The organism is Pseudomonas sp. Q1 (assembly GCF_009935975.1).
GTDB classification, from domain to species: Bacteria; Pseudomonadota; Gammaproteobacteria; order Pseudomonadales; family Pseudomonadaceae; genus Aquipseudomonas; species Aquipseudomonas palleroniana.
The window spans coordinates 324,880-346,479 of sequence record NZ_QODI01000005.1 but is presented as its reverse complement, the minus strand read 5'-3'; the positions used below and the strand labels follow the sequence as shown (position 1 = coordinate 346,479).

General features: G+C 61.5%; 22 protein-coding genes. 12 read left to right on the top strand and 10 right to left on the bottom strand.

Annotated features, from left to right (window positions below; genetic code table 11):
* Positions 1 to 53: 53 nt before the first annotated feature.
* The 3 genes from DK870_RS10675 to DK870_RS10665 all read left to right on the top strand — a co-directional run bounded on the left by DK870_RS10675 (position 54) and on the right by DK870_RS10665 (position 3,753).
* A complete protein-coding gene (locus tag DK870_RS10675) occupies positions 54 to 338 on the top strand; it encodes a hypothetical protein (RefSeq protein ID WP_060753611.1) in 285 nt (94 codons plus the stop codon).
* Positions 339 to 490: 152 nt separating this feature from the next.
* Positions 491 to 742 carry a TIGR02647 family protein gene (locus tag DK870_RS10670; RefSeq protein ID WP_161548616.1) on the top strand — a complete coding sequence of 84 codons (252 nt, stop codon included), beginning with the start codon at positions 491 to 493 and terminating at the stop codon, positions 740 to 742.
* 170 nt (positions 743 to 912) lie between these two features.
* The gene (locus DK870_RS10665) at positions 913 to 3,753 is read left to right on the top strand and encodes a class I adenylate cyclase (protein ID WP_161548615.1); all 2,841 of its coding nucleotides are present in this window, start codon (positions 913 to 915) and stop codon (positions 3,751 to 3,753) included.
* On the opposite strand, the gene rnk is transcribed toward DK870_RS10665, so the two are convergent.
* The 3 genes from rnk to cyaY all read right to left on the bottom strand — a co-directional run bounded on the left by rnk (position 3,750) and on the right by cyaY (position 4,848).
* Positions 3,750 to 4,163 (bottom strand): nucleoside diphosphate kinase regulator, encoded by a 414-nt coding sequence (rnk, locus tag DK870_RS10660; protein WP_060753614.1) that lies wholly within the window; start codon positions 4,161 to 4,163, stop codon positions 3,750 to 3,752. The genes DK870_RS10665 and rnk overlap by 4 nt on opposite strands.
* A gap of 131 nt (positions 4,164 to 4,294) precedes the next feature.
* Complete coding sequence (locus DK870_RS10655) at positions 4,295 to 4,513, bottom strand: DUF1289 domain-containing protein (RefSeq protein ID WP_081086974.1); 219 nt, start codon at positions 4,511 to 4,513, stop codon at positions 4,295 to 4,297.
* Between the two features lie 2 nt (positions 4,514 to 4,515).
* On the bottom strand, positions 4,516 to 4,848 hold the full coding sequence (gene cyaY, locus DK870_RS10650) for an iron donor protein CyaY (protein WP_060753615.1): 333 nt from the start codon (positions 4,846 to 4,848) through the stop codon (positions 4,516 to 4,518).
* A 238-nt stretch (positions 4,849 to 5,086) separates the two neighbouring features.
* Between cyaY and DK870_RS10645 the strand changes: the two genes are divergently transcribed.
* From DK870_RS10645 to DK870_RS10620, 6 genes are read left to right on the top strand one after another with little or no spacing between them, the layout of a single operon-like run.
* Positions 5,087 to 5,257, top strand: a complete 171-nt coding sequence (locus tag DK870_RS10645) for a lipoprotein (RefSeq protein WP_078739734.1) — start codon at positions 5,087 to 5,089, stop codon at positions 5,255 to 5,257.
* 9 nt (positions 5,258 to 5,266) lie between these two features.
* Complete coding sequence (gene lysA, locus DK870_RS10640; protein WP_104995005.1) at positions 5,267 to 6,514, top strand: diaminopimelate decarboxylase; 1,248 nt, start codon at positions 5,267 to 5,269, stop codon at positions 6,512 to 6,514.
* Positions 6,515 to 6,517: 3 nt separating this feature from the next.
* Positions 6,518 to 7,348: a diaminopimelate epimerase gene (gene dapF / locus DK870_RS10635; protein ID WP_090368005.1), complete on the top strand. Its 831-nt coding sequence runs from the start codon at positions 6,518 to 6,520 to the stop codon at positions 7,346 to 7,348.
* Positions 7,349 to 7,361: 13 nt separating this feature from the next.
* On the top strand, positions 7,362 to 8,078 hold the full coding sequence (locus tag DK870_RS10630; RefSeq protein ID WP_060753618.1) for a DUF484 family protein: 717 nt from the start codon (positions 7,362 to 7,364) through the stop codon (positions 8,076 to 8,078).
* A 2-nt stretch (positions 8,079 to 8,080) separates the two neighbouring features.
* Complete coding sequence (gene xerC, locus DK870_RS10625) at positions 8,081 to 8,980, top strand: tyrosine recombinase XerC (RefSeq protein WP_060753619.1); 900 nt, start codon at positions 8,081 to 8,083, stop codon at positions 8,978 to 8,980.
* Positions 8,977 to 9,672: an HAD family hydrolase gene (locus DK870_RS10620; protein ID WP_060753620.1), complete on the top strand. Its 696-nt coding sequence runs from the start codon at positions 8,977 to 8,979 to the stop codon at positions 9,670 to 9,672. Before xerC ends, DK870_RS10620 begins: the two co-directional genes overlap by 4 nt.
* Before the next feature lie 199 nt (positions 9,673 to 9,871).
* On the opposite strand, the gene sutA is transcribed toward DK870_RS10620, so the two are convergent.
* The 4 genes from sutA to glnK all read right to left on the bottom strand — a co-directional run bounded on the left by sutA (position 9,872) and on the right by glnK (position 12,654).
* Positions 9,872 to 10,198, bottom strand: coding sequence for a transcriptional regulator SutA (gene sutA, locus DK870_RS10615; RefSeq protein ID WP_060753621.1), 327 nt, complete (start codon positions 10,196 to 10,198; stop codon positions 9,872 to 9,874).
* 103 nt (positions 10,199 to 10,301) lie between these two features.
* Entirely contained in the window at positions 10,302 to 10,727 is a 426-nt protein-coding gene (locus DK870_RS10610; protein ID WP_060753622.1) for a secondary thiamine-phosphate synthase enzyme YjbQ, read from the bottom strand.
* A 211-nt stretch (positions 10,728 to 10,938) separates the two neighbouring features.
* The gene (locus DK870_RS10605) at positions 10,939 to 12,279 is read right to left on the bottom strand and encodes an ammonium transporter (protein WP_104995009.1); all 1,341 of its coding nucleotides are present in this window, start codon (positions 12,277 to 12,279) and stop codon (positions 10,939 to 10,941) included.
* A gap of 36 nt (positions 12,280 to 12,315) precedes the next feature.
* On the bottom strand, positions 12,316 to 12,654 hold the full coding sequence (gene glnK, locus DK870_RS10600) for a P-II family nitrogen regulator (protein WP_002555808.1): 339 nt from the start codon (positions 12,652 to 12,654) through the stop codon (positions 12,316 to 12,318).
* 422 nt (positions 12,655 to 13,076) lie between these two features.
* Between glnK and DK870_RS10595 the strand changes: the two genes are divergently transcribed.
* The gene (locus tag DK870_RS10595; protein ID WP_060753624.1) at positions 13,077 to 13,337 is read left to right on the top strand and encodes an accessory factor UbiK family protein; all 261 of its coding nucleotides are present in this window, start codon (positions 13,077 to 13,079) and stop codon (positions 13,335 to 13,337) included.
* A gap of 164 nt (positions 13,338 to 13,501) precedes the next feature.
* On the top strand, positions 13,502 to 15,013 hold the full coding sequence (locus DK870_RS10590; RefSeq protein WP_161548614.1) for a YifB family Mg chelatase-like AAA ATPase: 1,512 nt from the start codon (positions 13,502 to 13,504) through the stop codon (positions 15,011 to 15,013).
* Between the two features lie 38 nt (positions 15,014 to 15,051).
* Here the strand turns inward: DK870_RS10590 and DK870_RS10585 are convergent, their stop codons facing one another.
* Positions 15,052 to 17,028, bottom strand: coding sequence for a methyl-accepting chemotaxis protein (locus DK870_RS10585; RefSeq protein ID WP_104995012.1), 1,977 nt, complete (start codon positions 17,026 to 17,028; stop codon positions 15,052 to 15,054).
* Between the two features lie 166 nt (positions 17,029 to 17,194).
* Positions 17,195 to 18,115 (bottom strand): LysR substrate-binding domain-containing protein, encoded by a 921-nt coding sequence (locus DK870_RS10580; RefSeq protein ID WP_161548613.1) that lies wholly within the window; start codon positions 18,113 to 18,115, stop codon positions 17,195 to 17,197.
* Between the two features lie 151 nt (positions 18,116 to 18,266).
* Here DK870_RS10580 and DK870_RS10575 point away from each other — a divergent pair, with 151 nt between their 5' ends.
* Positions 18,267 to 19,670, top strand: a complete 1,404-nt coding sequence (locus DK870_RS10575) for a NorM family multidrug efflux MATE transporter (protein ID WP_161548612.1) — start codon at positions 18,267 to 18,269, stop codon at positions 19,668 to 19,670.
* 13 nt (positions 19,671 to 19,683) lie between these two features.
* Here DK870_RS10575 and DK870_RS10570 read toward each other — a convergent pair whose 3' ends face one another.
* Entirely contained in the window at positions 19,684 to 21,348 is a 1,665-nt protein-coding gene (locus DK870_RS10570; RefSeq protein ID WP_060753648.1) for a bifunctional diguanylate cyclase/phosphodiesterase, read from the bottom strand.
* Between the last annotated feature and the right edge of the window lie 252 nt (positions 21,349 to 21,600).

Below are 21,600 nucleotides of genomic sequence, written 5' to 3'. Positions count from 1 at the left end.
CATCACTTGCCTGAATGGGCGTAGACTGGCGTCCTTTCCTTGAGGAGCCTGCCATGAGCGAGCCGACCGATATCGACAACGACGAAGAAGAGTTCACCGAGAGCACGCTGACCCAGGCGATTGAAAACCAGATCGAGAGCGACAACCCGCCTGCCGCCAAGGCCACCTTCAACAAGCTGACGCTGGTGGGTTACGAGCGCGAAGACATTCTGAATCTCATGGCCCATGTATTGGCTGTCGAAATCGACAAGATGCTCGAAGAAGACCGCGCATTCGATACCCAATGGTACGAAACCGCGCTGCGTGCATTGCCCGACCTGCCTCCGGAAAACGCCTGAATCCAGGGATATTGGTGGCAGGGAAGCCCGCTTCCTCGCCACAAACTTGCGCCATATCAAGACCCAGGAGTTTGTGACTGGACAGCCCGGCAAAGTGCGTTCACCTTATGTCCTGCTAGCCTCTAATAAATTCTAGAAAGTCTGGAGTCCTTATGTCGTATACCCCTGAGTTGGTTGCCGAACTGGAAATCCTTGCACTCTTCAGCCTGGACAGCTCCCAGGAAGGTCTTAAAGTCCACCAGACCGCTGCCCCCACTGCCATCGCCGCTGCCAGGCGCCTGTTTGAAAAAGAGCTGATCACCCAACCCGACGGTGGCTACCTGACAAGCCTCGGTCGGGATGCAGCCGAGCACGCCCAAGGCCTGCTGAGGATTCTGAGCACCACGAAAAAAGAAGCCGCCTGAGACCTGATACCGCCCACGGAGTCTGCTGGCTGCGGATTCCGTGGGCATTGCTGTGTAATAGTGAAAAATCTGGCGCCAATAAGCCTTTTCCCCTCTAAACCTCCTACCCTTCTGACTGTAAACTCCTACACGGCCGCCCATGTCGGGCTCTTCGAGCCAACGCCTGCGAAATGACCCGCACCCACGAAATCCGTCCCGATCTGGATGAAGGCATCGACCGCAAGGTGCTGGCCCAGTTGCGCGCACGCTTCATGACCCTGAACGAGGGCCGCATGGCCCGCGCCGTCGAAGGGCTGACACCACGCCAGCAGAGCGTCTTGGCGATGTTGCCGCTGTTTTTCCACGTCAATCACCCGCTGTTGCCTGGCTACGTGTCCGGCAGCACCCCGGCCGGCCTGTCCAACTTCGAGCCCGACGCCCAAGCCCTCAATGAAGCCCAACGCCTGACTCGCTCGTTCTCCTACAAGCCACGCCCGGTCAATCAGCCCAGGCCGATCCACGGCCTGTTCCTGATGGGCAGCCTCGGCACCCTGGCCCAGGCGGATCAAAGCGATATGGACGTGTGGGTGTGCCACGCCCCGGACCTCAACGACAACGAACTGGCCGAGCTACGTAAAAAGTGCCAGCTACTGGAAGCCTGGGCCCTGACCATGGGCACCGAGGCGCACTTCTTCCTGATCGAACCGACGCGCTTTGTACTGGGTGAGCGTGATACGCAGCTCAGCTCCGACGACTGCGGGACCACCCAGCATTACCTGCTGCTGGATGAGTTCTACCGCACCGCGATCTGGCTGGCCGGGCGCACGCCGATCTGGTGGCTGGTGCCGGTGTATGAAGAAACCCGCTATGCCGAGTTCACCCATGCGCTGATTTCCAAGCGCTTTATCCGCGCCGACGAAACCCTCGATCTGGGCCACCTGGCGTACATTCCTCCAGGCGAGTTCATTGGCGCCGGCCTCTGGCAACTGTTCAAAGGCATCGAGTCGCCCTACAAGTCGGTGCTCAAGTTGCTGCTGACCGAGGTCTACGCCAGCGAACACCCGAACGTGCAGTGCCTGAGCCTGCGCTTCAAACGGGCGGTGTTCGCCAACCAGTTGGACCTGGATGAGTTGGACCCGTACATCGTGGTCTATCGGCGGATCGAGGAGTACCTCAAGGCCCGCAACGAGCCGGAGCGCCTTGAGCTGGTGCGGCGCGCGCTGTATTTGAAGGTCAACCGCAAACTCAGCGCCGGCCAGCGCACCACCAGTTGGCAACGCCTGCTGCTGGAACGGCTGGCCCACGAGTGGGGCTGGGACCCGCGTCAGCTGACCCTGCTGGACAGCCGCAGCCAGTGGAAAGTGCGCCAGGTCGCGCTGGAACGCCGGGCGTTGGTCAATGAGCTCAATTACAGCTACCGCTTCCTGACCCAGTTCGCCCGCACCGAGAAGACCGTCAGCCCGATCAACCGGCGTGACCTCAATGTGCTGGGTCGACGCTTATATGCAGCCTTTGAACGCAAGGCCGGCAAGGTCGAGTTCATCAACCCCGGCATCGCCCCGGACCTGGCCGAAGACACCCTGACCCTGGTGCAATCGCCCAACCGCAAAGAACCCGGCCGGCATTACTGGGGCCTGTATAACGGTAACCTTACGGCCTTGGAATGGGAGCACTTCGCGCCGATCAAGCGCAGCCGCGACCTGCTGGAAATGCTCACCTGGTGCCATCGCAACGGTGTGATCGACAGCAGCACCCGCCTGGCGCTGCACCCGGGCACCAGTGACATGACGGAGTTCGAGCTGTTCAACCTGCTGGGCAGCCTGCAGCAGACCATCGCCCTGCCCTTGGTCAGCGTCGATGAAGAACGCCTGCTGCGTTCGGCGGTTCCGGAAGAAGTGTTGTTGCTTATCAATGTCGGCGTCGACCCGCTCAAACATCACCGCGACCTGAACATCCTGATGACCACCGAGCGCACCGACTCGCTCAGCTATGCCGGTGTACGCGACAACCTCGTGCTGACCCTGGATCAGGTCACGCTCAATAGCTGGAACGAGGTGATGGTCAGCCGTTACGACGGCCCCCACGCGCTGCTCGAATGCTTGCGTGACTACCTCAACCAACTGCCGCCGAATCACTTGCCCAGGTTGCGGGTACGCTGCTTCTGCCACAACCGTGCGCAGTTCATTGCCCAGCGCGTCGAAGAAATCTTCGATACCGCACAAAACCTGCTGATCGGCCAAGGCAATCACCGTTACCTGCTCCAGGTGCAGCAGCATTATCACGTGATGGAACTGGTGCCGGGGCAGGCCAACCATGTGTCGCTGCCAACCCAGGACGCACTGATCGCCTACCTCAGCGAAGAACTCGCCAGCTACAGCCCGCTGCACCTGGACGCCATGGCCCTGGAAGACCACGACTTGGCGTTGCTGCTGCCCATGGGCCTGGCCGATTGCGTGCAGGTGTTCTACCGGGTCAATGAAGGTCATGCCGAGTTGTACGTACTGGATGAGTTCAATGCGCTCTGGCAGCAACGCCTGCCCTTTCATGACGAACAGAGCCTGTTGGCACCGTTGCAACGTTTCCTTCAATCGATCATCTATCGCCGCGAAGCCCTGTCGTCCCTGGACACGCAACAACCGCTGGGCGAAGTGCGAACCCTGTATTACCAGCTATTGCCGTCCGGCAGCACCCGTGCACGCGGCATCGAGCCTCGGCCGGCACCTTCGACCCCGGCCGACAAAGCGTTTTATGAGGTACAGGCGATTATCGGCAAAGCCGCTCACGGCCGAGTGGGCATCACGCTGTACTGCAATCAGCGCGAGTTTTCCGAACTGGAATTTGGCGACCAACTGTTTGCCGTGGTCGCCCAGGAGATCGTCGGGCAACGCCGCGAAGCCGAGCGCTACCGCTGCTACATCACCGACCTGGACCTCTCGGGCCTGCTCGGTGACGTGCAAAGCCCAAGCAACCTGTATCTGCGCTACAAGGCCGAGCTCGAACTCTCGCTCAACAAGGCGCTGAACCAGGTTTAGAGAGGAAAGGCGCCGCCATCCTTGGGCTGGCCTTCAACGCTGAGCAACTCCAGCTTGAGGGTCTTGCCGCCCGGTGCCGGCCAGTCGATGTGCTGGCCTATCTGCAGGCCGAGCAACGCACTGCCCACCGGTGCCAGGATCGAGATTTTGCCTTCATCGGCGTTCGCGTGTTTCGGGTAGACCAGGGTCAGGTGGTAGTCCTTGCCGCTGCCTTGCTCGCGACAATGCACGCTGGAGTTCATGGTCACGACACCCGCAGGCACTTCATCGTGACCAACCACGTCTTCGGCGCGGTCGAGTTCGGCTTGCAACGCTTCGACGCCGGGAGACTCGTCGCCCAAGCGGTCGATCAATTGCTCCAGGCGCTGCACGTCAAGACGGGTGAGGATGATGGAAGGTGCGGTGGTCATGATTCAGGCAGACTCCTTTTTTCTGCACAAAAAAGCAAAACCCCGCCAAAAAAAGGCGGGGTTCTCGCGGACCTCGATGAGTTGAGGTGTATCCGGACACTACCACAGCGTCACAAATAAACAAGACGGCCTCAGACGCGCGCCCTGCGCTGCTCGGCTTCGGCACAAATCACCCGGCGCCGGGAATCGTCGGCAGAGCGCCATTCACGGATGTCTTCCACGTGACGAAAGCAGCCAAGGCAGACTTTCTGCTCATCCAGTCGACACAAACTGATACAAGGTGACGGCACCGCCGGGCTAACATTACTGAACAGTGGCTTTGGCGGGCGTGCAGGTGCGGGCTGGGTCACCGTCAGATCTCGTCGAAGTCCAGCTCGACGCCGGTGTAGTCGTTGACCAGGCGCGTGAGCATCTCGCTCAGCAGCTCTTCACTCTTGTCGCACTGCCATTTGCCGCTTTCTTCGTCGTAGTCGAAGTGAACACCACCAGAACGCGCCGCCAGCCAGAGCTGACGCAGCGGCTCCTGACGACTGAAGATCAGCTGCTGGCCGCTCTCGAACTTGACCGTCAGCACGCCAGCCGAATTTTCCAGATCCACGTCCAGGCCGCTGTCGTCGAAAATATCTTCCAGCGCCTGCTGGGTCGAATCCACCAAGTCGTGAAAACGGGCTTCGGTCAAACTCATTGTGGCAACCTCAAAAGTGTCTGGTTCTGCTCAAGCGCCGCACCATACGGGCGAGCTTCGCCGATTGCAAAGGATACCGATTTCAACACGATTGGCGGCGTGAAATATCCTCAAGCAGCGTAGTACGCTTCCCGGCCGTCTCGGCAAACCCCCGCCGGACGGGTATTTCAGCGCATAGGCAAGCTGGCGGGTGGTCGGTATACTCGGGCGCAATTAATGCATATTCAAGGATTTCGCCATGAAGCGCCTGATCTCTTCCCTTGCTGCGCTCGTCGCGGTCGCTTGCCTCGTTAGTGCCTGTGGTCAAAAAGGCCCGCTGTACCTGCCGGATGACAGCAAAGACCCGAACGACCAGGCACAATCGTCGCAAAAGCCATCCAAAGCGCATAAGCACGACACCTACGAATAAGGGAACTCCATGGACGCTTTTAACTACCGGGACGGCGAGCTGTTCGCGGAAGGCGTGGCGTTGTCCGCGATTGCCGAGCGCTTTGGCACCCCGACCTATGTGTACTCCCGTGCGCATATCGAAGCCCAATACCGCAGCTTTGCCGACGCGCTGGAAGGCACACCAAGCCTGGTGTGCTACGCGGTCAAGGCCAATTCCAACCTGGGTGTACTGAATGTCCTGGCGCGCCTGGGCGCCGGTTTCGACATCGTCTCCCGTGGCGAGCTGGAACGCGTGCTGGCAGCCGGTGGCAAAGCGGACAAGATCGTGTTTTCCGGCGTCGGCAAAACCCGCGAAGACATGCGCCGTGCGCTGGAAGTCGGCGTGCATTGCTTCAACGTCGAATCCACCGACGAGCTTGAGCGCCTGCAAGTGGTCGCCGCCGAGATGGGTGTTCGTGCGCCGATCTCCCTGCGCGTCAACCCGGACGTCGATGCCGGCACCCACCCGTACATTTCCACCGGTCTCAAAGAGAACAAGTTCGGCATCGCCATTGCCGACGCCGAAGACGTGTACATCCGCGCCGCCCAACTGCCCAACCTGGAAGTGCTGGGTGTTGACTGCCACATCGGCTCGCAACTGACCACGCTGCCACCGTTCCTGGACGCCCTCGACCGCCTGCTGGCACTGGTCGACCGTCTCGGCGAATGTGGTATCTACCTGCACCACATCGACCTCGGTGGTGGTGTGGGCGTGCGTTATCGCGACGAAGAGCCGCCGCTGGTGGCCGACTACATCAAGGCAGCACTCCAGCGCATCGAGGGCCGCGGCCTGACGCTGATGTTCGAGCCGGGCCGCTACATCGTTGCCAATGCCGGCGTGCTGCTGACCCAGGTCGAGTACCTCAAGCACACCGAGCACAAGGATTTCGCCATCGTCGACGCGGCGATGAACGACCTGATCCGCCCGGCGCTGTACCAGGCCTGGATGAACGTCACCGCTGTAACACCACGCGAAGGTGTTGCACGCGCCTACGACATCGTCGGCCCGATCTGCGAGACCGGCGATTTCCTGGCCAAGGATCGTCAGTTGGCCCTGGAAGAAGGCGACCTGCTGGCCGTACATTCGGCGGGTGCCTATGGGTTTGTCATGAGTTCCAACTACAACACCCGCGGCCGTACCGCCGAGGTGCTGGTGGACGGTGATCAAGCGTTCGAAGTGCGTCGCCGCGAGACGGTAGCCGAGTTGTATGCTGGCGAAAGCCTGCTGCCGGAGTAAGCCATGCTGCTGCGTTTTACCAAGATGCACGGGCTGGGCAATGACTTCATGGTCCTCGACCTGGTCAGCCAGCACGCGCACATCCAGCCCAAACACGCCAAACAGTGGGGCGACCGTCACACCGGCATTGGCTTCGACCAGCTGCTGATCGTCGAGGCGCCAAGCAACCCGGAGGTGGATTTCCGTTATCGGATCTTCAACTCCGACGGTTCCGAAGTGGAACAGTGCGGCAACGGTGCACGTTGCTTTGCGCGCTTCGTGCTGGACAAGCGCCTGACCGCCAAACGCCAGATTCGCGTCGAGACCAAGGGCGGCGTGATTGAACTGGATGTCCGCAACGACGGCCAGATCAGCGTCAACATGGGCGAGCCCCGCCTAGTGCCGGCAGACATTCCGTTCCAGGCTACCGAGCAGGCCGCAAGCTACGCGCTGGAGGTTGACGGCAAAAACGTCGACATCGCTGCCGTCTCCATGGGCAACCCGCATGCCGTGCTGCGGGTCAATGACATCAACAACGCTCCTGTGCATGAATTGGGGCCGAAAATCGAACATCACCCGCGCTTTCCGGCACGGGTCAATGTGGGCTTCCTGCAGGTGATCGACCGTTCCCGCGCGCAATTGCGTGTATGGGAACGCGGCGCCGGCGAAACCCAGGCTTGCGGTACCGGCGCTTGCGCCGCTGCCGTGGCCGCGATCAGCCAGGGGTGGATGGATTCGCCGTTGCTGATCGACCTGCCCGGCGGACGCTTGTCCATCGAATGGGCAGGCCCTGGCCACCCGGTGATGATGACCGGGCCGGCCTCGCGCGTATACGAAGGACAGGTCCGTCTATGAGTGAGCCAAACCAATGACCGATAAGCCTCAAGTACCCGCACAAGCATCCCCAACCGACAGTCTGGAGGCCGCTGCCGTCGCGGCGTACCTTGAGGCTCATCCGGACTTTTTCGTCGATCACGAAGAACTGCTGCCGGCCCTGCGCATTCCTCACCGGCGCGGCGACACCGTTTCGCTGGTTGAGCGCCAGATGAACATCCTGCGCGAGCGCAATATCGAAATGCGCCATCGGCTCTCCCATCTGATGGACGTGGCCCGCGACAATGACCGCCTGTTCGACAAGACACGCCGCCTGATCCTGACCCTGATGGACGCCAACAGCCTGGAAGAGACGGTGATCGCCGTGGAAGACAGCCTGCGCCAGGACTTCCAGGTCCCGTTTGTCAGCCTGATCCTGTTCAGCGACAACCCGATGCCGGTGGGTCGCTGGGTCAGCGGTGGCGAGGCACAGACCGCTATCGGTGGCCTGCTGTCCGAAGGCAAGACCATCAGCGGCACCTTGCGCGAACACGAGCTGGACTTCCTGTTTGGTGCCGAACAACGCAAGCAGATCGGCTCCACCGCCGTGGTCGCCCTCAGCCACCAGGGCCTGCATGGCGTATTGGCCATCGCCAGTCGGGATCCTGCGCACTACAAGAGCTCGGTGGGCACGTTGTTCCTGACCTACATCGCCGAAGTGCTTGGCCGCGTATTACCGCGCTTCACCAGCACCTTGCGCGCGGTGCGCTAGCCATGGAACGGCAACTGGACGCTTATTGCGCTCACCTGCGCAACGAGCGCCAGGTGTCGCCCCATACCCTGCAAGCCTATCGGCGGGACCTGGACAAGGTCCTGGCACACTGTAAAAAACAGCAGATCACCAGCTGGAAAGCCCTGGATATCCAGAGCCTGCGCAGCCTGATCGCCCGCCTGCACCAGGCCGGCCAATCTTCGCGCAGCCTGTCACGCCTGCTATCAGCGGTGCGTGGCCTGTATCACTTTCTGAACCGCGAGGGTCTGTGCGACCACGACCCGGCCAATGGCCTCTCTCCGCCGAAGGGCGAACGACGCCTGCCGAAGACGCTGGATACCGATCGCGCCCTGCAATTGCTCGATGGCGCCGTTGAAGACGACTTCCTCGCCCATCGCGACCAGGCGATCCTTGAGCTGTTCTACTCTTCTGGCCTGCGGCTGTCGGAGCTGACCGGCCTGAACCTTGACCAACTGGACCTGGCCGACGGCCTGGTGCAAGTGCTCGGCAAGGGCAGCAAGACCCGCGTGCTGCCGGTGGGCCGCAAAGCCCGGGAAGCGTTGCAACTGTGGCTGCCGCTGCGCGCCCTGGCCAATCCGGTGGACGATGCCGTGTTTATCAGCCAACAAGGGCGGCGCCTCGGACCACGAGCAATCCAACTGCGGGTCAAGGCGGCCGGAGAGCGAGAATTGGGGCAGAACCTGCACCCACACATGCTGCGCCACTCCTTTGCCAGCCATCTGCTCGAATCCTCCCAGGACCTGCGTGCGGTACAGGAGCTGCTCGGCCACTCCGATATCAAGACCACGCAGATCTACACCCACCTCGATTTCCAACACCTGGCAACGGTATACGACAGCGCCCATCCTCGGGCCAAACGTATCAAGGGCGGCGACTCATGAGTATCAAGCTGATCACTTTCGACCTGGACGACACCCTGTGGGACAACGTCCCCGTCATTATCAGTGCCGAAGCGTCGATGCGCGAATGGCTGGCGACCCATGCCGCCAAGGTCGGCGACCTGCCGCTTGAGCATTTCGCCAGCCTGCGCCAGCAAGTGCTGGAGCGCCATCCCGAGTTGAAGCATCGCATCAGCATCCTGCGTCACCGGATACTGCTGCACGCATTTGAAGAGGCCGGCTATCCACCGCCTGAAGCCGCACAGATGGCGGACATATGCTTCGAAGCCTTCATCCATGCGCGTCATCAACTCACCCCTTTTCCCGAGGCCGAGCCCATGCTTCAAGCCTTGCGCCAGCACTTCCTGCTGGGGGTGATCACCAATGGCAATGCCGATGTGCAACGTGTGGGGCTGGCGGACTACTTTCACTTCGCCCTGCGCGCTGAAGATATCGGCATTGCCAAGCCGGATGCGCGACTGTTTCAAGAGGCATTGCAGCGGGGTGGCGTGGATGCCGACCAGGCGGTGCATATTGGCGATCATCCGGGGGATGACATCGCTGGGGCGCAACAGGCGGGCCTTCGGGCGGTGTGGTTCAACCCGACGGGCAAGGCGTGGGAAGCGGACAAGCGTCCGGACGCGGAGATCCGCAGCCTGACCGAGTTACCGCCACTGCTCGCCAGCTGGCAATGACCTGTCTACGGTTCTACACCCGCGCCGGGGGGCGAAGCCGCCCCAACAAGGACATCGCGGTATTTCAGAAAGACCGAGGCGCCTGGGTTTAGGGCGGCTTTGCCCCCCCAGCGCGGGGCAAGCCCGCTCACTACAATGACCAGGGCATGAAAAAGCCCGCAGCGACGGCGGGCTTTTTCTTACAAGCAGGTGACTGACCTCAGATAGGTCGGCTGCCGTACTTGTTATCCGGCTTCTTCGGTGGGTCTGCCACCACGTTAGCCTCGACTTCCTGCACTTTGCCACCTTTGGCGAGGAACTCTTCCATCGCACGGGCCAGCGCGTCGCGCTCTTTGTTCTTGGCTTCAACACTCGGCAGTTCGTCTACCGAAACCGCAGCCTTGGCTTTGCCTTTGGCCGCAGGAACAGGTACATCATCGCCACCGTCGTCTTCAGCAACGTCTTCCGCCGCGGCTTCAAGACCTTCTTCGGTGTCGTCGTCGTCACCGACTTCGAGGTCGTCGTTTTCCAGATCATCGTCGCTCATGTTCTACCTCATGACTTGCGAAAAGCAGATTAGTTATAGCCCAGCTTCGCCTTCTGTCGAAGGTCGCCGGAAAAAAATCAACATCCACCGGATAACCAGTGGCTTATGCCTCATCACCGTGCAAGGTGGCGAGGACTTTACGAGCACCGCCATGATCACGGTGCTCGCCCAGATAAACACCTTGCCAGGTCCCCATCGCCAAGCGGCCGGCCTTGACCGGCAGACTCAGCTGGCAGCCCAGGAGACTGGCCTTGAAGTGCGCCGGCAGATCATCCGGCCCCTCGTCGTTGTGTTCAAACCCCGCACGGCCCTGCGGCACCAGTGAGTTGAAATAACGTTCGAAGTCACGGCGAACCGCCGGATCGGCGTTCTCGTTGACCGTCAACGAGGCCGAGGTGTGCTGCAGCCACAGATGCAACAGGCCCACGCGACATGCCTTCAATTCAGGCAAGCCGGCGAGCAACTCATCGGTTACCAAGTGAAAGCCCCGGGGCTTGGCCCGCAGAGTAATCAGGGTCTGTTGCCACATACAGTTCTCCGCCTATCGGCGCGCATTCTAGCGTGCTCTGGAAAAAAACAAAGTGCCGAATACGCCTACATGCCTGTAAGACATTCGCACAGTAAAAAGTGCCGTGTGCGGCCCATCACAAAGTCCGCACAAAAACCGTTACAGCCTTTTGGAACTGACAAACGCCAGACAAAAAAATGCCCGGCAAGCCGGGCATCTTTTTTTCGCGGATTTACAAGTTGTAACCGCGTTCGTTGTGTTGCGCCAGATCGAGGCCGACCGCCTCTTCTTCGTCGGTAACCCGCAGGCCCATCACCACATCCAGCACCTTGAGGATGATGAAGGTCACGATGGCCGTGTAGATCACGGTGAAGCCGACGCCTTTGCACTGAATCCAGACTTGCGCCGCGATATCAGTGGTGGCTGCGTTGAAGCCGCCCAGCGAAGGCGCCGCGAACACACCAGTCAGGATCGCACCCAGGATACCGCCGATACCGTGCACGCCGAAGGCATCCAGGGAGTCGTCGTAACCGAGCTTGCGTTTCAGGGTAGTGGCGCAGAAGAAACACACCACACCGGCGGCCAGGCCGATCACCAGTGCGCCCATCGGGCCCACGGTGCCGGCGGCTGGAGTGATTGCCACCAGGCCAGCCACCACGCCCGAGGCGATGCCCAGTGCGCTCGGCTTACCGTGGGTGATCCACTCGGCGAACATCCAGCCCAGTGCCGCAGCAGCGGTAGCGATCTGGGTCACCAGCATTGCCATACCGGCAGTACCGTTGGCAGCCGCCGCGGAGCCGGCGTTGAAGCCGAACCAACCCACCCACAGCATGGCCGCGCCGACCAGGGTGTAACCCAGGTTGTGCGGTGCCATCGGGGTGGTCGGGAAGCCTTTACGCTTGCCGAGTACCAGGCACGCCACCAGGCCAGCCACACCCGCGTTGATGTGCACCACGGTGCCACCGGCGAAGTCCAGCACGCCCCAGTCGCCCAGCAACGAACCCGGACCGCCCCATACCATGTGGGCAATCGGTGCGTAGACCAGGGTGAACCAGACGCCCATGAAGATCAGCATCGCGGAGAACTTCATACGCTCGGCAAAAGCACCGACGATCAGCGCAGGAGTAATGATGGCGAAAGTCATCTGGAAGGTGACGAACACCGCCTCGGGAAACAGCGCCGCAGGGCCCGTGATGCTCGCTGGGGTCACGCCCGACAGGAACAACTTGGACAGGCCGCCCACGAAGGAGTTGAAGTTGACGACGCCCGCTTCCATACCGGTGGTATCGAACGCCATGCTGTAGCCGTAGACAAACCACAGGATGGTGATCAGGCCAGTGATGGCGAAGCACTGCATCATCACGGAAAGAATGTTTTTAGAGCGCACCATGCCGCCGTAAAACAGCGCCAGACCCGGAATGGTCATGAACAGCACCAGCGCGGTGGAGGTGAGCATCCATGCCGTGTCGCCGGAATTGAGGACTGGAGCAGGTGCTGGGTCCGCCGCCAATGCCAGGGCGGGCATTACGAGGGACAACAGGGCTCCTAGCCCTGCGAATTTACGCAGAGTCATATTGTTTTCTCCTGGGGCGTTAAGGGGTTTGGCGGCTTAGATTGCGTCGGTATCGGTTTCGCCGGTACGGATGCGAATAGCCTGTTCCAGATTGACCACGAAGATCTTGCCGTCACCGATCTTGCCGGTGTTGGCCGCCTTGGTTATCGCCTCGATAACCCGGTCAAGATCCTTGTCGTCAATGGCGACATCAATCTTCACCTTCGGCAGGAAATCGACCACGTATTCCGCGCCGCGATACAGCTCGGTATGACCCTTCTGCCGACCGAAGCCTTTGACCTCAGTAACGGTAATGCCCTGCACGCCGATCTCGGACAGTGACTCGCGTACATCGTCCAACTTGAACGGCTTGATGATGGCAGTGACTAGCTTCATGAAAACTCTCTCCCGAATTGGTGGACTTGCCCCAGGAAAACAAACCCGTCTCAAGTCTAAGCGCAGTGCCTGGCTTTGTAACGCATCGTCGCCTCGACAATTACCGTGGCGACGCCAGCGAACCACTGGTGACGAAACCTGTACCCCTGATCCGTCGGCGCACTGCATTCGTCACAGCGACTGCATCAGTGCATGGGTCATGATCGTCTAAGCAGAAACCTTGCCAGCTCCGTAAAAATCATTGAAATCAGTCCATTGCCCACTTGTGCCCACCCGCGGGGCGTTTTGACGACGCCAATGCGCACAAAAACAGTGCGCTACCGCCAGACCTCCTGCGCGAAAAGCGTGCGCTCGCGGCCGTGAAAAAGACTATAGACGCTGCGTGATACACTGGCGCCCAACAGTTTTCCGGAATATTTCCCATGCTCGCGCCCAAAGACTTCCTCGACGCCCTCAGCGGCCACGCCTCTCGCTTGTTCAGCGGCGAAACCCCGCTGCCTCGCACTGAAATCGAAAGCCAATTCAAGGCGCTGTTGCAAAGCGGCTTCAGCAAGCTCGACCTGGTGAGCCGGGAAGAATTTGACAGCCAGATGGTCGTGCTTGCCCGCACGCGAGCGCGACTCGAGAGCCTGGAGGCGAAGGTGGCGGAACTGGAAGCCAGGCTGACGCCACCCGCCGAATGAGCACGGTCAGTGTGGGCGCTGTCGAGCGTTAGCCCGGCAGAGCCCACATAAAGCGCTGCTGCCTGCGCCGGATACGTTCTGTAAAACCTCCCCCGCTTCGCTCTTCCCCGCCTCGTCTACCCTTGAAAAACCGCAAGAAGCGGCACCCTTTTCAAGGAACGCGCATGTCCCTCGCCATCGTCCACAGCCGCGCCCAGGTTGGCGTCGAAGCCCCCGCAGTGACCGTCGAAGTGCACATGGCCAATGGTCTGCCTTCGCTCACATTGGTGGGTCTGCCGGAAACGGCTGTGAAGGAAAGCAAGGACCGCGTGCGCAGTGCGATCCTCAACTGCGCACTGCAATACCCGTCCCGCCGCATCACCCTCAACCTCGCGCCCGCCGACCTGCCCAAGGACGGCGGGCGTTTTGATCTGGCGATTGCCTTGGGGATCCTGGCGGCCAGTGTGCAGGTGCCGGCATTGATGCTCGATGATGTGGAATGCCTGGGAGAGTTGGCACTGTCCGGCGAGGTACGGGCAGTCAAAGGGGTGCTGCCGGCGGCGCTGGCAGCGCGCAAGGCCGGGCGCACTGTAATAGTGCCTCGGGCGAATGCCGAAGAAGCCTGCCTGGCGTCGGGGTTGAAGGTAATTGCGGTGGATCACCTGTTGCAGGTGGTGGCGCACTTGAACGGGCATGTACCGATCGAGCCCTACAAGTCCGACGGTTTGCTGTGCCTGAACAAACCTTACCCGGACCTGAGCGAAGTACAGGGTCAGCTTGCAGCCAAGCGCGCGCTGCTGATTGCCGCTGCGGGCGCGCATAACCTGCTGCTCAGCGGGCCGCCCGGCACCGGCAAGACCTTGCTCGCCAGCCGGCTGCCCGGGTTATTGCCACCGTTGAGTGAGCAGGAAGCGTTGGAAGTCGCGGCGATTCAATCGGTGGTCAGCGAGGCGCCGCTGAGCCATTGGCCGCACCGGCCCTTTCGCCAGCCGCACCACTCGGCTTCCGGGCCGGCGCTGGTAGGCGGCGGTTCAAAACCACAGCCGGGCGAAATTACCCTGGCCCATCACGGCGTGTTGTTTCTGGATGAGTTGCCAGAGTTTGATCGCAAGGTACTGGAGGTGCTGCGCGAACCGCTGGAATCAGGGCATATCGTCATCTCCCGCGCCCGTGATCGCGTCAGTTTCCCGGCCCGCTTCCAGTTGGTCGCCGCCATGAACCCCTGCCCTTGCGGCTACATGGGCGAACCCAGTGGACGCTGCCGCTGTACACCGGAGCAGGTCCAGCGCTACCGCAACAAACTCTCGGGGCCATTGCTGGATCGCATCGACCTGCACCTGACCGTCGCCCGGGAAACAACCGCACTTAATCCGACGCCGCAGCCTGGCGATAACACGCAGAAGGCTTCAGCACGCGTAGCCGAGGCTCGGGAGCGCCAGCGAACGCGTCAGGGCTGCGCCAATGCGTTTCTCGACCTACCGGGGTTACGCCAGCATTGCGCGCTGTCCAAACCGGATGAGGCCTGGCTGGAGAGTGCGTGCGAGCGGCTCACCCTATCCCTTCGAGCAGCCCACCGGCTGCTGAAAGTTGCGCGCACTCTCGCAGATCTGGAGTGCTCGACCAAAATAGGTCGAGACCACATTGCCGAAGCGCTGCAGTACCGGCCTGCGGCGTCCAGCCCGGCCGATCAACGATGAACCGTTCGAAGCCAGCGCCGCCACTCAGGCCAAGACGATCAACGAAACCGATCTACTTCATGGCGCAAGCCCGCCGCCAGGGTTTCCAACTCCTTGGCGGTAATCGCCAGGTTCGACACCACTTCACGCTGCTCGCTGTTGGCCAACGCAATGCTCTGCAGATTGCTGCTGAGCACATTTGCGGTGCTGCTCTGCTCCTGGGTCGCCGTGGTGATCGCCGCGAACTGCTGCCCGGCCGAGCGGCTTTGTTCGTCGATACGTGCCAGGGCCGAGGCCACGTCGGCGTTACGCGACAAGCCTTCCTGCATCAGCACATTGCCGTGTTCCATGGTGCTGATGGCGTTGCCGGTTTCCTGTTGGATGCTCTGGATCATCCCGGAAATTTCGTCAGTGGCTTGGCGGGTACGCGACGCCAAGTTGCGCACTTCGTCAGCAACCACGGCAAAGCCACGCCCCTGCTCACCGGCACGGGCGGCCTCGATCGCGGCGTTGAGCGCCAACAGGTTGGTCTGTTCGGCGATCGAGGTGATCACCCCCACAATCCCGCCGATTTCCTGGGAACGCTGGCCCAAGGTGTTGATCACCGTGGCCGTGCTGTTCAGCGCGGCGGCGATGTGTTCCAGGGACGACGACGCCTCTTGCATCGAGGTACGACCAATGCGGGTTTGCTGGGCGTTTTCCTGGGCCAGGCGTTCGGTATTGCCCATGTTGTCGGCAATGTTCAACGACGTGGCGCTGAATTCTTCCACCGCACCGGCCATGCTGGTGATCTCGCCGGACTGTTGCTCCATGCCTTCATACGCGCCGCCGGACAGACCGGACAATGCCTGCGCCCGGCTATTGACCTCTTCGGCTGCCTTGCGGATGTGCGACACCATGGTCGACAGCGCTTCGCCCATCTGGTTGAAGGCGCGCGCCAACTGGCCGATTTCATCATGGCTGGACACGTTCAAGCGTGCGCTCAAATCGCCGGCACCCAGGGCTTCGGCCTGGCGCACCAGGTCACTCAGGGGCTGCAGTTTGCGGCGCAGCAACCACACCACTGCGCCCACCGCCAGCAACATCGCCAACACGCTGCCGATCACCAGGCGGATCCCCACCGCCCAGGTCACCGAGCGAATCTCGGACTTCGGCATGCTCGCCACAACCGACCACGGGCCGCCCTCAAAGGGCACCGCGACGCTATAGAAGTCTTCGTTCTTGTCACTCCAGAATTGCCCTTCGCCCGGCGCTTTCGCCAGTTCGAGCATCACTGGGATGGCCTGGTCCGGTGCCTGCACGCCAGCGGGTGGTACCAGCCAGTGTTTCTGTTCATCGAGCAAGGCCAGGGAACCGGTCTGGCCGATACGGAAACGCTTGAGATTGTCGAACTGGGCCTTCTGCTCATCGGTGTAGTCAAAACCGATGAACAACACGGCGATCACTTTGCCGCCAGCGTCACGCACCGGGGTGTACTGGGTCATATAGGCCCGGTCGAACAACACCGCACGGCCGACATAACCCTGCCCAGCCAGCAGGCGCTGGTACGCCGGGTGCTGGTGATCGAGCACGGTGCCGATGGCGCGGTTGCCGTCCTGCTTGGTCAAGGAGGTGCTGACGCGGACAAAGTCTTCACCGCTGCGTACGAATACCGTCGCCACACCGCCGGACATTTGCTTGAAAGCGTCCACTTCCCCGAAGTTGTTGTTCAACACCACATCGCCCAGGTACAAGCTCGGCGTTTGCACACCGGCCACGCTAACCGGCTGGTCCGCCCGCACGCTCAACCCGGCGCCGAAGCGCTTTTCAAACAGCCCGCTCAAACGCTGGGTACTTTCGCGCAAGGTGCCGTGGAAGGTATTGAGTTGATCGGCGAGCAGGCGTGCCTCGCTGGCCAGGTGTTCCTCGCGGGTGTCGAGGTTGGCGGAGTCGAGGGAACGCAGGGCGAAAACCGTACTGCCGCTGATGGCGACAGCCAGAATCACGGCCAAGGCGAGACCTAATTGGGAGGCGATCCGAGCGCGAGGTTGAGACATGACAGCTCCTGGCCGAGGCCAGGATCATCCTGATCTCATAGCGTTGCTCGGCAAATTATCTAGTGGGTAGCAAGGGTGCACGATGGTTCCACACCCCTTCTTCGGCGGGTGTTGGCAATACTTGAGTGCTGTGCAGAGGTATCGCGCAAACGATTGCAATCTACGCTCAATCCAGGCGCTCAACCTGTGGCAATTCCATCGCACGGACTTCCCCTTGAAGAAACTCCGCCAACCGCCGCAAGCGCTCACCACCGGGGCGGGTTTTCGGCCATACCAGGTAGTAATTTTCCCCACTGGCGACCGCTGTCGGCCAGGGCAGGCTCAAGCGCCCCTGGGCCACATCCTCGGCCACCATCAACAGATCGCCCATGGAGACCCCGTAACCTCTCGCGGCAGCGATCATGCCCAACTCAAGGGTGTCGAGCACCTGCCCGCCCTTGAGCGACACCTGGGATGACAGCCCCATGCGCTCCAGCCAGTTTCGCCAATCGCGGCGGTCGGGCGTGGGATGCAACAATTCGGCGCCGGCCAGGCGCGCGACGTCCCAAGGCCCATCCTCCAGCAGGTTCGGCGCCCCCACTGGAACCAGCAACTCGGGGAACAGGTAAACGGCCTCCAGATCCGCCGGAAAATGCCCGTAGCTGAGCAGCACCGCGCAGTCGAAGGGCTCCTGGTTGAAGTCGACCTCATCCACGCTCATCCACGCGCTGGTCAGCTGCACCTCATTGCCCGGCTGCAGGGCCCGGAAGCGACTGAGCCGCGCCAGCAGCCAACGCATGGTCAACGTGGGCGGTGCCTTCATGCGCACAATGTCATCTTCGGCGTTCAAGGTCTCGCAGGCCCGCTCGAGGGCAGCGAAACCTTCGCGCACGCCGGGCAACAACAGGCGCGCGGCTTCAGTGAGCTGCAAGGTCCGACCGCTGCGCTGGAACAGGCGGCAGGCAAAATGCTCCTCCAGCGTGCGAATGTGCCGGCTCACTGCACTCTGGGTAATCGACAGCTCCTGCGCCGCACGGGTGAAGGAGTTATGCCGGGAAGCGGCTTCAAAGGCGCGCAAGGCATAAAGCGCAGGCATACGACGAGACATTGAGAAGCTCCTACGGGGCAATCCCCAAACCCTACCAGAATCCCTCAGGCATGAGTTTTAATCATGCTGATGATCGCATTTATCGTTTTGTGCATTGAACCCAGAGCGTCGAGAATCAACCCTTCCCCAACCCTCTGACTTTTCGAGCGTGATGATCATGCAACATCCGGCGCGTACCGAACTCTGGGCCATTCTGCGGCTGTCGGGGCCGTTGATTGCCTCACAGTTGGCCCACATGCTGATGGTGCTGACCGACACCCTGATGATGGCCCGCCTGAGCCCCGAAGCCCTGGCCGGTGGTGGCCTGGGTGCGGCGAGTTACTCATTCGTGGCGATTTTCTGCATTGGCGTGATTGCCGCCGTGGGCACCCTGGTTGCCATTCGTCACGGCGCGGGCGATATCGAAGGCGCCACCCGTCTGACCCAGGCCGGGCTGTGGCTCGCCTGGCTGATGGCCCTGGCGGCGGCGCTGCTGCTGTGGAACCTCAAGCCAGTGCTATTGATGTTCGGCCAAACCGAATCCAACGTGCACGCGGCAGGGCAATTCCTGACGATCCTGCCGTTCGCCCTGCCCGGCTACCTGAGCTTCATGGCCCTGCGCGGCTTTACCAGCGCCATCGGCAAGGCGACGCCGGTCATGGTGATCAGCCTGTGCGGCACCGTGCTCAACTACCTGCTCAACCATGCGTTGATCGAAGGCATGTTCGGCCTGCCGAAACTGGGCTTGATGGGCATCGGCCTGGTGACGGCCATCGTAGCCACCAGCATGGCCCTGGCACTGATGTGGTACATCCGCAGCAACCGGGCCTACGGGGCCTACCCGCTGGGTTCGGGCCTGCTACGCCTCAACACCCAATACCTGCGCGAGCTGTGGCGCCTGGGCCTGCCGATTGGTGGCACCTATGCGGTGGAAGTCGGGCTGTTCGCCTTCGCGGCGTTGTGCATGGGCACCATGGGCAGCACGCAGCTGGCGGCGCACCAGATCGCGCTGCAAATTGTTTCGGTCGCGTTCATGGTGCCGGCGGGCATGTCATACGCGGTAACCATGCGCATCGGCCAGCATTACGGTGCCGGGCAGCTGCTGCAGGCGCGCTTGGCCGGGCGAGTCGGCATCGGCTTTGGCGCGATGATAATGCTAGGGTTTGCGGCAGTACTCTGGTTGTTTTCCGACCCGCTGATCGGACTTTTCCTGGACCATGACGACCCCGCCTTCCACGATGTCATCGTCCTGGCCGTCAGCCTGCTGGCCGTGGCCGCCTGGTTTGAGCTGTTCGACGGCGTGCAGACCATCGCCATGGGCTGCATCCGCGGACTGAAGGACGCCAAGACCACTTTTCTGGTGGGCTTGGGTTGCTATTGGCTGATCGGCGCACCCTCGGCGTGGTTGATGGCCTTTACCCTGGGCTGGGGACCGACCGGGGTGTGGTGGGGCCTGGCGCTGGGGTTGGCGTGCGCGGCCATCGCCCTGACCTGGGCGTTTGAAGCGAAGATGAAGCGGATGATTCGCCAGGAGCCTGAAATTCGCACTGAATTTCAGGCCATGCTGCCGGACTAGGGTCTGCAAGCCACTAGCCCAACAGCGCCTCCTGGCTCTTGCCGAACGTCAGGTACTCCACCAGCTCCGGCAAGGGCAGCGGCTTGCTGATCAGGTAACCCTGGGCCTGGTCGCAGCCAAACAGACGCAACAACGCCAGCTGCTCAGGGGTTTCCACGCCTTCGGCCACCACTTCGAGGTTGAGGTTGTGGGCCAGGTTGATCATCGCGTGGACTAATTTGCGGTTCTCTTCGCGCTCTTCCATGCCCCCCACGAAACTCTTGTCGATCTTCAACAAGGCAATCGGCAAGCTGTTGAGGTGCACGAACGATGAGAAACCGGTGCCGAAGTCATCCAGGGAGAACCGCACACCGAGGCGCCCCAAGGCATCCATGGTCTGCTTGACCAGATCGCTGCGACGCATCACGGCGGTCTCGGTCAACTCGAACTCCAGCCACTTGGCCTCCACGCCACGCTCGGCGATCAACCGACTGAGAGTGGAGAGCAACTGGCTGTCCTGGAACTGGCGAAACGACAGGTTGACGGCCATGTGCAGCCGCGGCAGATCGCGCTCGCGCAGGTCTTGCATGTCGCGCAAGGCTCGAGAGATCACCCAATAACCCAGCGGCACGATCAAACCGCTCTGTTCGGCCAGGGGTACGAACTCACTGGGCGGCAACAGGCCCCGTTCACCATGGCGCCAGCGCACCAGGGCTTCCAGGCCAACGATATGCCCGTCGTCCAGGTCCAGGCGCGGCTGGTAATGCAATTCCAGCTCGTCACGGCGCAACGCGCGGCGCAGCTCGCTTTCCAGGTCGGCCAGGCTGCGGGCGTTACGGTTGATGCGTTCGTTGAAGATGTGAAAGGTACAGCCCTGGGTGCTCTTGGCCTGCTGCATGGCGATATGGGCGTGCCACATCAACGGATCGGCACCGGCGCGTGCGCGGGCATGCGCCACACCGAGGCTGCAACCGATCAACAAGCTTTCGCCGTCGACCCAGTACGGCTCGGCCATCACTTCGGTGATGCGCTCGGCCATCCATTCGGCACGCTGGGGCGCACGCCGGGTATCGATCAGCAGGGCGAACTCATCACTGCCCAGGCGCGCCAACTGGTCCCCGGCTTCAAGCTGGCTCTTGAGCCGTGAGACCACTTGCAGGATCAACCGGTCGCCGGCCTGGTGGCCCAGGGCATCGTTGGCATGACGGAAGTTATCGAGGTCCAGATGGCCGAGCGCCAGGCCTCGCCCTTCGTTTTCCGCCAGTCGTGCGGCCAGCAGGGTCTGGAAACCCTGGCGGTTGGCAATACCGGTGAGCGGATCCTGCTCGGCCAGGCGCTGCAAGGTGTTCTCCAACACACCGCGCTCACGGACATGGCGCAGGCAGCGGCGCAACGTATCGGCATCCAATACACTGCGCACCAGCCAGTCGCTGACACCCAGCGGCGAAACCAGTGGTTCCTGCTCCAACAGCAAGACGCACGGCAGGCTGCAACGGCCAGGGCCGGGTTGCAGGCTGGGCGTGGTCAATAGCACGGCACTGTGGTCGTCATCGAACAGACGACTCACCGAGTCCCAGTTGGGCGCACTGATCAGCACAGCCCCATCGCCCATCGGCACCAGGCACTCGCGCAACAACGCTGCCCACTCAGGCGGATCGGCCAGAAGCAGCAAACGCAAGGGTTCGACAGGCGTAGACAAGCTAGCTCCCTAGACTCTGCAAGATTTCAATGGCGGCGGGCAGTATGACGTGCGGCCTGAGAATCACCCATGATAAGGCTTATCAGAGGCACAGGCTGCACACATCCGCTGCAAAAAGCTCCCACATCCTGCGACAAAGTATCAAAACCGGCAAATTTAGATCGAGTGGTACGTCACACCGTCGTTCTGTGAGAGCAGAATCCTGCCAGCCTGTTAAAATGCCCGCCCTTTTGAACAACGACCCCCTGAATT